Annotated in this window: 13 protein-coding genes; all 13 read left to right on the top strand. The window is 37.4% G+C overall.

Going from position 1 to position 13,963, the window contains the following annotated elements; genetic code table 11:
* The first annotated feature begins 44 nt into the window (after positions 1 to 44).
* Entirely contained in the window at positions 45 to 776 is a 732-nt protein-coding gene (locus tag VIG73_RS04540; protein WP_331639414.1) for a hypothetical protein, read from the top strand.
* Entirely contained in the window at positions 754 to 1,674 is a 921-nt protein-coding gene (locus VIG73_RS04535; RefSeq protein WP_331639411.1) for a protein kinase domain-containing protein, read from the top strand. The genes VIG73_RS04540 and VIG73_RS04535 overlap by 23 nt, the downstream gene beginning before the upstream one ends.
* A 124-nt stretch (positions 1,675 to 1,798) precedes the next feature.
* Positions 1,799 to 3,184, top strand: coding sequence for a tRNA lysidine(34) synthetase TilS (tilS, locus tag VIG73_RS04530; RefSeq protein WP_331639409.1), 1,386 nt, complete (start codon positions 1,799 to 1,801; stop codon positions 3,182 to 3,184).
* 13 nt (positions 3,185 to 3,197) lie between these two features.
* A complete protein-coding gene (hpt, locus tag VIG73_RS04525) occupies positions 3,198 to 3,740 on the top strand; it encodes a hypoxanthine phosphoribosyltransferase (RefSeq protein WP_331639407.1) in 543 nt (180 codons plus the stop codon).
* 118 nt (positions 3,741 to 3,858) lie between these two features.
* Positions 3,859 to 5,907 carry an ATP-dependent zinc metalloprotease FtsH gene (ftsH, locus tag VIG73_RS04520; protein WP_331639404.1) on the top strand — a complete coding sequence of 683 codons (2,049 nt, stop codon included), beginning with the start codon at positions 3,859 to 3,861 and terminating at the stop codon, positions 5,905 to 5,907.
* A gap of 146 nt (positions 5,908 to 6,053) precedes the next feature.
* Positions 6,054 to 6,842: a type III pantothenate kinase gene (locus VIG73_RS04515; protein ID WP_331639402.1), complete on the top strand. Its 789-nt coding sequence runs from the start codon at positions 6,054 to 6,056 to the stop codon at positions 6,840 to 6,842.
* Entirely contained in the window at positions 6,839 to 7,720 is an 882-nt protein-coding gene (hslO, locus tag VIG73_RS04510; RefSeq protein ID WP_331639400.1) for an Hsp33 family molecular chaperone HslO, read from the top strand. Before VIG73_RS04515 ends, hslO begins: the two co-directional genes overlap by 4 nt.
* 176 nt (positions 7,721 to 7,896) lie before the next feature.
* Entirely contained in the window at positions 7,897 to 8,820 is a 924-nt protein-coding gene (gene cysK, locus VIG73_RS04505) for a cysteine synthase A (protein ID WP_331639397.1), read from the top strand.
* A 133-nt stretch (positions 8,821 to 8,953) separates the two neighbouring features.
* Entirely contained in the window at positions 8,954 to 9,772 is an 819-nt protein-coding gene (folP, locus tag VIG73_RS04500; RefSeq protein ID WP_331639395.1) for a dihydropteroate synthase, read from the top strand.
* Positions 9,773 to 9,775: 3 nt separating this feature from the next.
* Positions 9,776 to 10,141, top strand: a complete 366-nt coding sequence (folB, locus tag VIG73_RS04495) for a dihydroneopterin aldolase (protein WP_331639393.1) — start codon at positions 9,776 to 9,778, stop codon at positions 10,139 to 10,141.
* Positions 10,138 to 10,626: a 2-amino-4-hydroxy-6-hydroxymethyldihydropteridine diphosphokinase gene (gene folK, locus VIG73_RS04490; RefSeq protein ID WP_331639391.1), complete on the top strand. Its 489-nt coding sequence runs from the start codon at positions 10,138 to 10,140 to the stop codon at positions 10,624 to 10,626. The genes folB and folK overlap by 4 nt, the downstream gene beginning before the upstream one ends.
* 33 nt (positions 10,627 to 10,659) lie before the next feature.
* Positions 10,660 to 11,649, top strand: coding sequence for a tRNA dihydrouridine synthase DusB (dusB, locus tag VIG73_RS04485; RefSeq protein WP_331639389.1), 990 nt, complete (start codon positions 10,660 to 10,662; stop codon positions 11,647 to 11,649).
* Positions 11,650 to 11,946: 297 nt separating this feature from the next.
* Positions 11,947 to 13,434 carry a lysine--tRNA ligase gene (lysS, locus tag VIG73_RS04480; protein WP_331639386.1) on the top strand — a complete coding sequence of 496 codons (1,488 nt, stop codon included), beginning with the start codon at positions 11,947 to 11,949 and terminating at the stop codon, positions 13,432 to 13,434.
* Positions 13,435 to 13,963 lie beyond the last annotated feature (529 nt).

Raw genomic sequence — 13,963 nt, 5'->3', positions numbered from 1 at the left:
CATTTTTTGGCGAAACTAGTAGTGGAAAAATGGAGGTGTTAGCGGTGAAAATGGGAACATTAAAACAAATATTGTTAATTACAGATGGCTGTTCAAATCAAGGAGAAGATCCTGTCGCAGTTGCAGCATTAGCTCATGAACAAGGTATGACAGTTAATGTGATTGGAATTTTGGATGATACTGAATCTAGGGAGACATCTGGCTTAAAGGAAGTAGAAGGAATTGCTTCTTCTGGTGGTGGGATGAGTCAACTCGTTTATAAAGAAGCATTACCAGAAACAGTTCAAATGGTGACAAAGCAGGCTATGACACATACATTACAAGGATTCGTTAATAGTGAATTAAGGCAAATCTTAGGTTCAAAGCAGACGATGGAAGACCTTCCACCTGAAGAACGTGGTGAGATAATGGAAGTCGTTGAAGATTTAGGTGAAACATGTGATTTAGAAGTGCTCGTTTTAATTGATACAAGTGCGAGTATGACGAATAAACTCCCTATGGTTAAAGAAGCGTTGCTAGATTTATCAATTAGCTTAAATGCGCGTATCGGTCAAAATCGTTTTGCGATGTTTACCTTTCCTGGAAAGAAGAAAAAAGTGATTGAACGCATTTTTGATTGGTCACCACAGTTAGAAGGTGTCGCACAAGTATTCCCTAAGTTAACGAGCGGTGGTGTGACACCGACAGGGCCTGCATTGCGTGAGGCGATGTATCAATTCGGAAAGAAAAGCTTATTAAGAGGTTATAAACGCCATGACTTTATGGAAGAGGCATAGCACATTTTTTCAACCAGGGAAGAAAATCATAGGGAAATGGCACCACCATCACTATATCATTAAGAGGAAACTAGGGAGTGGTGCTGTAGGGACGGTTTACCTCTGTCATAAAGGTGGAAGAGATGTCGCACTCAAAATTAGTAAACATGTTTCGTCGATGATGACAGAAGTTAATGTACTTAAATCGTTAACCCAGGCCCAAGAACATCGTCTTGGGCCTTCCTTAATAGATGTTGATGATTTTGTGTTAGTAGATGGGACAACTTATACATTTTATGTGATGGAATATATAAAAGGTGACAATTTACGCTCGTTTTTACGGAGGCATGGAACAGAATGGTTAGGCGTATTTATGTTACAGTTACTGGATGATTTAGAAAAGCTCCATCAACGGGGTTGGGTATTCGGTGATTTAAAAATTGAAAACTTAATTGTCGAGTATCGTCCACCTAAACTACGTTGGATTGATGTTGGCGGAACAACGCGAATAGGGCGCTCGATAAAAGAATATACGGAAGTTTATGATCGAGGTTATTGGGGACTTGGTTCAAGACGGGCTGAGCCGAGTTATGATTTATTTGCTTTTGTGATTGTTTTTTTATCCGTTTTTCATCGAAGGCAATTTTCAAGAGGAAAAGATGCTAAAACGACATTATTAAAAAAACTTGATGAAACAAAGGCACTAACCTCCTACCAACCGATTTTACGAAAAGCCCTTTTAGGTCAATATTCATCAAGTCAAGAGATGAAACAAGAGATGCATGCTTTACTTTATAACATGCAACAGAAGAGACAACAAGAAACAAAAAAGGAGTTATTGCCCTTTGTAGTGGAGTCGCTTGGTATTAGTGTGATTGCAGGCGGATTATATTTGGCATCAATTTTTCTAGTACCTTAAAATTCACTATGATAATGGATTGTAAAATGAGTCAGAATAACATGAAAAAGGTAAGCTTTCACAGAGTGATTATGTTATACTTATAAAGTAGTAAGTCGCTATAGTTAATGGAGATGGACAGAAGATGGAGCAGAAAGTAGTACAGTTTATTGAACACAATCATTTGCTTTTACAAGGTAGCAATGTTCTTGTCGGTGTTTCAGGTGGAGCAGATTCTTTAGCCTTATTACATTATCTTTGGCAAATGAGGGAGACGTGGGATCTTCAATTAACAGCACTTTCTGTTGATCATCAGTGGCGCGGAAAAGAAAGTAAAGCAGATTTTGAATTTGTTCAAGACATATGTCAACAATGGCATATTCCGTTTGTCGGTACTTCTTTAGATGTACCCGCCTATAAAAAAGAGCATCAATTAAATGCACAAGTTGCTTCGCGAAAGATGCGTTATCAATTTTTTCGTGAACAGATGGAACATTTATGTGCAGACTCCTTAGCACTTGGCCACCATGGTGACGACCAGATTGAAACGCTTGTTATGCGACTAATTCGTACGGCAGATTCAAGTGCATTCCAAGGTATTCCAGTGAAGCGCCCCTTTGCAACAGGAATGATTATTCGCCCTTTTTTATGCTTAACGAGACAAGAAATTGAAGATTATTGTCAAAGGCATCATCTCCATCCAAGATGGGATTCAAGTAATGACAATATTGATTATACACGTAATTATATACGCAAAACGATCGTCCCTTTATTAAAATCAAAAAATAATAATATGCATCAGACTGTACAGCATTTATCTGAAACATTATCTGACGATGAGTCATACTTAAAGAAACAAGCAGAAAAGATGGTTCGAGCGGTCATTTCTTTTAATGAAAAGGACCGTACAGCAATATTTAGTGTGGATGATTTTTCTTCATATCCTACCGCTTTACAAAGGCGTGCCTATCATCTAATATTAAACTATCTATATCATCAAATACCCAATAATTTATCGTATATCCATGAACAGAACTTTTTCGATTTGTTAAAAAGGGCAAAGAGCAATGCTGAAATTGATTTCCCGAATCGATTGAAAATTAGGAGAACGTATCAAGTTATTACTTTTTCATTTGAAAAGGAACAATGTAAACGAGAGGTATTCCACGAAACATTAAAGGTGCCAGACCGGGTTATATTACCTAATGGGAGCGAAGTTATCGCCCAATTTACAGATGAATTCAATTATCAAGATACGTTTACATATACATGTGCGGCAGATTGTGTAGAATTGCCTTTACATATTCGAACGAGGCAGGCGGGCGATCGCATGACATGGAAAGGTTTAAATGGGACTAAGAAACTAAAGGACATTTTTATTGATGAAAAAATCCCGTTAGAAAAAAGAAACACATGGCCAGTCATAACAGACAATCGTGGACGAATTCTATGGTTAGTCGGTCTAAGGAAAGATCATCTTGAATCTAATGGGGCATCGTTTATTCAATTACAGTTTAAAGGCAATGTTTAGGGAGGGTTTGTTGTTGGAGCAAGAAATTAAAGAAATACTTATTACAGAAGAAGAAATCCAACAAAAATGTAAAGAAATAGGTGCACGCTTAACAGAGGAATATGATGGGAAGTTCCCGCTTGCAATTGGCGTATTAAAAGGAGCTTTGCCTTTTATGGCCGATTTATTGAAAAATATTAACACGCATTTGGAAATGGATTTTATGGATGTATCGAGTTATGGTGGGAAAAACCTACAATCTACTGGTGAAGTCAAAATTATTAAAGACTTAGATACGAAAGTCGAAGGTCGTCATTTGTTAATTATTGAAGATATTATTGATAGTGGTCAGACACTTAGCTATTTGGTCGACTTGTTTAAATACCGGAAAGCGAAATCGATTAAAATTGTCACACTGGTAGATAAACCAGAGGGACGTATTGCAGACATTAAAGCTGATATCGTTGGCTTTGAAGTACCAAATGAATTCCTTGTCGGCTATGGTCTAGACTATGATGAGAAGTATCGTAATTTACCGTATATCGGTGTCTTAAAACCAGAAATTTATAACCGTTAGTTTAAACTGAAAAAAATAATGTTATAAATGATGAGGAATAAGTATAATTAGTTGTCATATAAGTTTTTACTATGATACTATGTAATATAGTTTTTCCCCGTTTGGGAGGAGGTAGGCAATGAACCGGATATTTCGGAATACGTTCTTTTATTTACTCCTGTTATTAGTTGTTATTGGTGTCATCGGTGTAATCAATAATCAAGGCGACCAATCGGATGAACTGCATGTTAAGGAGTTTATGCAGGCATTAGATAATGGTGAAATCAAAGAAATGACGATGCAGCCAGCGCATGGCATTATGCGTATTACTGGGACGATGGTAAAGGATGAAAAGCCATTCATCACCCAAGTTCCAGATAACACAGATATTGTTAAAGAAATTACCGATAAAGGAATGGATCAAAGCGTACTTAATGTTAAGCAGGAAGAAAGACCAAGTGGTTGGGTCACTTTCCTTACAGGGATTATTCCATTTCTAATTCTCGGATTGTTCTTCTTCTTTATTCTTAGCCAAGCCCAAGGTGGTGGCGGAGGCCGCGTCATGAATTTCGGTAAAAGTAAAGCGAAAATGATTAGTGAAGACAAATCAAAAGTTCGCTTTAAAGATGTTGCCGGAGCTGATGAAGAAAAGCAGGAGCTTGTAGAAATTGTTGAGTTTCTAAAAGACCCACGCAAGTTCTCACAGCTTGGTGCACGAATTCCAAAAGGTGTGCTACTTGTAGGACCACCGGGAACAGGTAAGACATTACTTGCACGTGCCGTCGCAGGTGAAGCGGGAACACCATTCTTTACGATTAGTGGTTCTGATTTCGTTGAGATGTTTGTCGGGGTCGGGGCATCCCGTGTCCGTGACTTGTTTGAAAATGCGAAGAAGAATGCACCATGTATTATCTTTATTGATGAGATTGACGCAGTAGGTCGTCAACGTGGCGCTGGTCTAGGTGGCGGTCACGATGAACGCGAACAAACATTGAACCAGTTACTCGTTGAAATGGATGGATTTGAAGGAAATGAAGGGATTATTATTCTTGCTGCAACAAACCGTCCTGACATTTTAGACCCTGCACTATTACGCCCGGGTCGATTTGACCGACAAATTCCAGTTAATCGTCCAGATGTTAAAGGGCGTGAAGCTGTCTTAAAAGTTCACGCACGTAACAAGCCATTAGATGAAACGGTTGATTTAAAAACAATTGCGATGCGTACACCTGGTTTTTCTGGTGCTGATTTAGAAAACTTACTCAACGAAGCGGCTCTTGTTGCTGCACGTTTAGATAAGAAGAAAATATCGATGCTCGAAGTGGATGAAGCAATTGACCGTGTCATTGCAGGTCCAGCGAAGAAGAGTCGGGTTATCTCTGATAAAGAACGTAATATTGTTGCATATCATGAAAGTGGACATACCGTGATCGGCATGGTTTTAGATGATGCTGATGTTGTCCATAAGGTTACGATTGTTCCACGTGGGCAAGCTGGCGGTTATGCAGTCATGTTACCGAAGGAAGATCGCTACTTTATGACAAAACCTGAATTGCTTGATAAGATTACTGGGCTATTAGGAGGTCGCGTTGCTGAAGAAATTATCTTCAATGAAGTAAGTACGGGTGCTTCGAATGACTTCCAGCGTGCAACTGGTATTGCTCGTAAAATGGTGACTGAATTTGGAATGAGCGATAAAATAGGTGCAACACAATTTTCAGGTGGCAGTGGTGAAGTCTTCTTAGGAAGAGATATTCAAAGTGATCAAAACTATAGTGATGCGATTGCTCATGAAATTGATAAAGAGATTCAAGGCATTATTAATCACTGTTACGATCGAGCAAAACAAATTTTAACAGAGCATAAAGAACAGCTCGAATTAATTGCTCAAACGCTCTTAGAAGTCGAAACATTAGATGCAAAACAAATAAAATCTCTTTTTGAAGACGGTGTTCTTCCAGAGCCAGAGCTTGCTAGTCTAGAATCCTCAGATGATGATGAAGTGAAAGTAAACATTCAATCAAAAGAAGAGGAAGATGATGCAACATATGAGGAAATAAAGAAAAAGTCAGATGCTAAACTGAAACAAGAAATCGAAGAGAAATCAGAAGAGGAATCAGGTCTTTCTAAAACAATTAAAGAATTAGAAGGTAAGAATAAAGATTCCGATACACCAAAACAGGAATAAAAGAACAGTTCATATATGAAGCAGTTTCCAATATATATTGGAAACTGCTTTTTTAATCGGAGATATACTTTTTTAATTAAAATGCGAATTATGGTATATTTAAAAAGAAATACATAAAATGAGCTACTTGAGGAAGGGATTATGTCATGCTTTTTGTTTTAGATGTAGGGAATACAAATACAGTTTTAGGTGTGTTTCAAGACAATGAATTAAAACACGAATGGCATATAAAAACAGATCGTTATAAAACTGAGGATGAATTTGGGGTGCTAGTTAAATCTTTATTTGAATATAGAGGATTATCGTTTTCAGATATTAATGGCGTTATTATATCATCTGTTGTGCCACCGATTATGTTTGCATTAGAAAAAATGTGTCGAATCTATTTTGATATAGAACCACTTGTTGTTGGAAAAGATACGGTACAATCCTTTCTAAAAACAAGTTACCCTAATCCAAAAGAAATTGGAGCAGACCGTGTTGTCAATGCAGTCGGTGCTTTAGCGGAACATAGAGCCCCATTCATTATTATTGATTTTGGAACAGCAACAACGTATTGTTATGTCAATGAACAGGAAGAATATGAAGGGGGATTAATTGCTCCTGGTATCGATATTTCGATGGATGCGTTATATCGACGTGCAGCTAAACTCCCAAAAATTGAGATTGAAAAGCCACAAAATATAATTGGAAACTCGACGGTAGAAGCGATGCAATCAGGTGTGTTTTATGGCAATGTCGCACAAGTGGACGGTATTGTTAATCGTATTAAGGAGTCTAAACAAACAAGCCCTAAAGTGATTGCGACAGGAGGATTAGCATCACTTGTAGCGAATGCATCTGAGACAATTGATATCGTTGATTCCCATCTGACGTTAAAAGGGCTTCACGTCATTTATCAAAAAAATATGCAACAAAGGAGAACAAATCGTTGAACAATGATTATTTAATAAAGGCGACCACATATGATGGAATGGTACGTGCTTATGCGATCCAGTCAACACAACTGGTCGAAGAAGCAAGAAAAAAACAAGATACATGGGCAACAACGACTGCTGCTTTAGGTCGTACACTCACCATTACCGCGTTAATGTCTGCTATGCTTAAGGGTGAAGATGAACTGACTGTAAAGGTTGAAGGTGATGGTCCGATTGGGGCCATTGTTACAGATGGAAATGCAAAAGGTGACGTTCGTGGATATGTTTCAAATCCACATGTTGATTTTGAATTAAATGAACAGGGAAAGCTAGATGTTCGCCGGGCTGTAGGGACAACTGGAACGGTTAGTGTGGTTAAAGATTTAGGGTTAAAAGATTATTTTACGGGTCAAGTTCCAATTGTATCCGGTGAAATAAGTGAAGATTTCACGTATTATTTTGCAACATCAGAACAAATTCCATCTGCAGTTGGCGCAGGTGTGCTTGTCAATCCGGATCACTCTGTTTTAGCTGCTGGTGGTTTTGTTGTTCAAGTTATGCCAGGTGCAACTGATGAAGTTATTACACAATTGGAACAGAAAATCGCTTCTTTCCCGTCTATTTCAGCATTAATTAGTGAAGGAGCGACTCCAGAAGCGATTTTAGAACGGTTATTTGGGGATGTTAAATTAAACATTCATGAAAAAATGCCAGTTCAATTCAAATGTAAATGTTCTAAAGAACGATTTGAACGTGCGATTATTAGTTTAGGTAAGGAAGAAATTCAGTCCATGATTGATGAAGATCGTGGAGCAGAAACTGTTTGTCATTTTTGTAATTCAGTTTACTATTTTACTGAAGAAGAATTAGAAGCCCTCGTTGTGCAAGGAAAATGAGAAAGCCGCACGACTGGGCTTTTTCATTTTTGTTTAAATGAATGAGGTCATTTAAACAAGACAGACTATTTATGACGCCCAATTAAACAGTTTTGATTGACATTTTCTCGCTAATTGTATACTTTATATATAAATCCTATAAGATTACTACGGATTAAAATAAGGAGGCATTTTAAATGCGTGTGAAGAATAATATTGCTGAATTAATTGGTCAGACTCCAGTTGTTAAATTAAAGCAAACAGATGAAAATAGTGCTGATATTTACGTGAAGCTCGAATATATGAATCCAGGTAGTTCCGTTAAAGACCGAATTGCCTTAGCAATGATTGAAGCTGCTGAAGAATCAGGTGAACTGAAAGAAGGTTCTAAAATTGTTGAACCAACAAGTGGTAACACTGGAATTGGCCTAGCAATGGTTGCTGCAGCAAAAGGTTATGAACTCATTGTGACAATGCCAGATACGATGAGCCAGGAACGCCGTAATATATTAAGAGCATATGGTGCGAAATTAGTCTTGACACCAGGTGCTCAAGGAATGAAAGGTGCGATTGAAAAAGCTGAACAATTGCATAAGGAACATGGATATTTTATGCCACAGCAGTTTAAGAATATGGCAAATCCGAAAGTTCACGAACTAACGACAGGCAAAGAAATTGTCGAGCAAATGTCTGACGGATTAGATGCCTTTATTTCCGGAATCGGTACTGGTGGAACGATTTCAGGTGCTGGAAAAGTATTAAAACAAGCCTTCTCTGAAATAAAAATAATCGCTGTTGAACCGAAAGATTCTCCTATACTATCAGGGGGTTCTCCTGGACCACACAAATTACAAGGACTTGGTGCAGGATTTGTTCCAGCTACATTGAATACGGATATTTACGATGAAATCATAACAGTTTCTACTGAAGAGGCTTTTACAACAGCTAGAGAAGTAGCGACCTCAAATGGTATCCTAGGAGGAATATCTGCAGGGGCTGCTATTTATGCTGCGAGAACAGTTGCCCAAAAGCTTGGTAAAGGTAAAAAAGTGTTAGCTATTTTACCAGATAATGGCGAGCGCTACTTATCAACAGCATTGTTCCAATTTGATGAGGAATGATTTGATTAAAGGACTAGTTACAATTGATACTAGTCCTTTTTTATTTTTGTAAAAGTATGTTACGATAGAAAAAGAAATTTTTTGTCACCTTAAATCGAATGCGCTTTTATTATAATGGAAAGGTCGATTGCAAATGATGTTGCAAACAAAGTCAATTACATTTGATTTGAAAAAAAGAACACATATGATGGGAATATTAAATGTTACACCTGATTCTTTCTCTGATGGTGGTTCATATACCGAAGTCGAATATGCGATTAAGCAGGCGAAGAAATTAGAACAAGAAGGTGCAGACATCATTGATATTGGTGGAGAATCAACACGTCCAAATCATGAATCTGTATCTGTGGAAGAAGAAATTAACCGAGTTGTTCCAATGATCGAAGCGATTAAAGAACATATTCATATACCGATATCGATTGATACGTATAAGGCAGAAACGGCAAAGTGTGCCATTGAAGCAGGCGCAGACATCATCAATGATGTCTGGGGAGCGAAAAAAGACCCCGATATGGCAGCAGTTGCAAGCGAAATGGACGTACCCATTATTTTAATGCATAATCGAACAGATATGAATTACACATCATTAATAGATGATATGAAGCGTGATTTAGAAGAAAGTATTACGATTGCATTAAAAGCAGGAGTTAGTGAAAAAAACATTGTTCTAGATCCAGGAGTTGGTTTTGCAAAAACACCCGAACACAATCTAATGGTAATGAATCGTTTAGAACAATTTCACGACCTCGGTTTTCCTATTTTATTAGGAACGTCCCGAAAATCGTTTATCGGGCAAATTCTTGATATCGAACCCCATGAACGTGACTATGGAACGGGAGCAACAACATGTCTCGGTATTCAAAAAGGAGCACATATTGTTCGGGTTCACAATGTTAAAGTTAATAAACAGATGGCACAAGTGATGGATGCAATGTTGAGGGAGCGATTTTAATTAATGGATAAAATTATCTTGAAGACGATGCAATTTTATGGTTATCATGGATTGTTTCCTGAAGAAAATAAACTTGGGCAACGTTTTCTAGTTGATGTTATTTTATATGCTGATTTAAAAGAAGCTGGTGAGATGGATGATATGAACGCATCCATTCATTATGGACATGTTTTTGAACGAGTGAAAACAATTGTGGAAGGTGAAGCGAGAAATTTAATTGAGGCGGTTGCCGAATCAATTGCTCAGGATTTATTAGTTACATTTCCGCGTCTACAAGCGTGTATGATTAAAGTGATTAAACCAGATCCTCCAATTCCGGGTCATTATGACTCTGTAGCTGTGGAAATCTATAGGGAGAGAGAACAATGAATCGTGTTTACCTTGGTCTAGGTACGAATATTGAACCCAGGAAATCACATCTAGAAAAAGCGTTAGAACAACTTAAGCAGAACGAAGCCATTACCATCGTTAAGCAGTCAAATAGATATGAAACAGCACCTGTCGGCTATACAGAACAGGCAGACTTTTTAAATATGGTTGTTGAAATAAAGACAACACTTTCCCCAGAATTGTTACTCGATCGATGCCAAACAATAGAGAAAGAATTGGGTAGAGAAAGGACGATTCGTTTTGGACCACGAACGATTGACCTTGACATTTTATTATATAATGAAGAAAATATAAAAACAGAACGATTAACAGTTCCACATCCGCGTATGCATGAACGCGGGTTTGTGTTGATTCCATTAGCTGAAATTGCACCTCACATTAAAATCGGTGAAGAAACAATCGATAAATTATTAAACAAACTTCCTAAGCAAGAGCGAGATGATGTGAAGGTATGGCAACAATGATAAAACTAAACCTGATGAAGAGGAGGATGACATATGTTTAAAATAGGGAATATTACAGTGCCAAATCGTGTTGTTCTTGCCCCAATGGCTGGCGTATCTAATTATGCATTCAGGCTAACTGTAAAAGAGTTTGGTGCAGGATTAGTCACAGCAGAAATGGTTAGCGATAAGGGTATTGTTAATAAAGATAAAAAATCATTACAAATGCTTTATATAGATGAAGCAGAAATGCCAATGAGTTTACAAATCTTCGGTGGGGAAAAAGATACACTTGTTGAGGCTGCTCAATTTGTAGATCAAAATACAAATGCCAGTATTATAGACATAAATATGGGATGTCCTGTACCGAAGATAACAAAATGTGATGCTGGTGCAAGATGGTTACTTGATCCGGATAAAATATATGAAATGGTTTCTCACGTCGTTAAACATGTCGATAAACCCGTAACAGTAAAGATGCGTAGTGGTTGGGATGAAGATCATATCTATGCGGTAGACAATGCAAAGGCGGTTGAAGCAGCAGGTGCTAGCGCAGTGGCAGTCCACGGTCGGACACGTAAACAGTTATATGAGGGCCGTGCTGATTGGGACATTATTAAGCAAGTGAAACAAGCGGTCAATATTCCCGTTATTGGAAACGGTGATATCGACAGCCCTGAAGTTGCTAAACAACGTCTTGACGAAACAGGTGTTGATGGCATTATGATTGGTCGTGCTGCTTTAGGTAATCCATGGATGATTTATAAAACGGTGAAATACCTTGAAACCGGTGAACTTATCCCAGACCCAACACCAAAAGAGAAAGTCGATGTATGCCTCCTTCATGCTGACCGTTTAATTAAAATCAAAGGTGAAAGAATCGCTATGATGGAAATGCGTAAACACGCAGCATGGTATTTAAAAGGTATGCCAGGAAATGGGCGGGTACGTAGAAGAATTAATGATATCGAAACAAGAGACGCTTTAGTAGACGTTTTATATGAGTATGCCGAAGAAATGGAAAGAAAAATGCAAGCTAGTTAAGAAAAAATCTGCCCGTTATTGGCGGATTTTTATCTTTTAACTTAATCGGAAAGGGAGCGCTCTTTTGAAGAGCCATTTCTTTACTTGTTGTAAACATAGTGAAATTCGTAATGGAAAAGCGTATCATATATAATTAGATGAAAGATTGCCTGAACTCTTATATACTAGTACTAAATGCCGTTGTTCGGCCAAAAAGTGAAAAGATAAATCATTTAACCTATATGTGGCCTGGAATGATTGGTTACAGTTATTCAGTAGGTATGATTTTTAAGGAATAAAATGATGGAGTGATAAAAGATGTCAGAAGAATTAACGGAACAGATGCAAGTACGCCTTGAAAAAATGGAAGTACATCGCGAAAAAGGATTAGATCCTTTCGGTGGAAAATTCACACGTACACATTTAGCCAGTGAATTAAAGGAATTATATGATGGTTTTACAAAAGAAGAACTAGCTGCTAAAGAAGATGAGACAGAAGTAACTGTTGCAGGTCGTTTAATGACAAAACGAGGAAAAGGAAAAGCAGGTTTTGCTCATATCCAAGATGCAAGTGACCAAATACAAATTTACGTCCGCCAAGATCAAATTGGAAAAGAAGCCTATGAGATTTATAAAACAATTGATTTAGGCGATATTATTGGTGTTACTGGTGTCATGTTTAAAACAAATGTAGGAGAGTTATCCATTAAGGTTACTAAATTTGAGCTCCTAACGAAGGCATTACGCCCATTACCAGAGAAATACCACGGATTAAAAGATATAGAACAGCGCTATCGTCAACGCTATCTAGACTTAATTATGAACAGTGAAAGTAAACAAACTTTCGTCTTACGTAGTAAAATTATCCAATCCATGCGTCATTATTTAAATGAACAAGGTTTCTTGGAAGTAGAAACACCGATGATGCACAGCATTCCGGGTGGTGCAGCAGCGCGGCCATTTAAAACACATCATAACGCCTTAGATATTGAATTATATATGCGAATTGCCATTGAATTGCATTTAAAGCGCCTTATAGTAGGTGGCATGGAAAAAGTATATGAAATTGGTCGTGTTTTCCGTAATGAAGGTGTGTCAACAAGGCATAATCCTGAGTTCACAATGATTGAACTATATGAAGCCTATGCAGACTATAAGGATATTATGGAATTAACGGAGAATATGGTCGCGCATATTGCTCAAGAAGTGTTGGGTACGACAACGATTGCTTATGATGAACATGAAATTGATCTAGCGCCTCAATGGAAGAGATTGCATATGGTAGATGCCATTAAAGAATATGTTGGGGTTGATTTTTGGAAAGATATGACCGATGAGGAAGCACGTGCACTTGCAAAAGAACATGGGGTTGAAATTTCTGATATGATGACATACGGTCATATTGTCAATGAGTTTTTTGAACAGAAAATTGAAGAGAAATTAATTCAACCTACTTTCATTTATGGTCACCCAGTAGAAATATCACCACTCGCTAAGAAAAACAAAGACGACGAACGTTTCACTGATCGATTTGAGTTATTTATTGTTGGACGAGAACACGCAAATGCATTTAGTGAGCTAAATGATCCAATTGATCAAAGAAAACGTTTTGAGGCACAAGTGGCTGAAAGAGAGCAAGGAAATGATGAAGCGCATTTAATGGATGAAGATTTCCTTGAGTCATTAGAATATGGTATGCCACCTACTGGCGGACTTGGTATCGGAATTGACCGTCTAGTTATGTTGCTTACTAATTCACCATCAATTAGGGATGTATTGTTATTCCCACAGATGCGTACAAAATAATTTCCTACTATAAATAAAGACCTTTGATACTTGGTTACTTATTTTATCGTGTAATCGAGTCAAAGGTCTTTTTATTCTTATATATGTATGTGAAAGGATAACGGTATAAAAAGCATGTAACGTTTGGGATGATTCGACAAAAAATGATTTTTAAAAAAAGACTTGATTATTATGATGAAACATGGTAAATTAAATATCGTTGCGCTGTTATGTCTGGCGCAAAAAAACGTAATAACAACCGAAATGCAACTTTTTAAGTTTTGTTTTTAAAAAGTTGTTGACATAAAATATACGGCGTGTTATTATAAGAAAGTCGCTGTTGAAGCGAACGATTTTTTCACAAAAAACATATTGACACGATTTTGTCGATATGTTAAAATGTAAAAGTTGCTTGTGAAAAAACAAACATATTGCACTTTGAAAACTGAACAGAACAACCAGTATGTCAAGAAAAACAACCTCGTTTTTCTTAAAGTAATTTTGCTAAGATAAACATTAAACGAATTTCGTTTAAATATAACTCTTTTTT

The organism is Cerasibacillus sp. (assembly GCF_036516575.1).
GTDB lineage: Bacteria > Bacillota > Bacilli > Bacillales > Amphibacillaceae > Cerasibacillus.
Note: the sequence above shows the minus strand (reverse complement) of the source record. Positions and strands in the feature narration are given on the sequence as shown.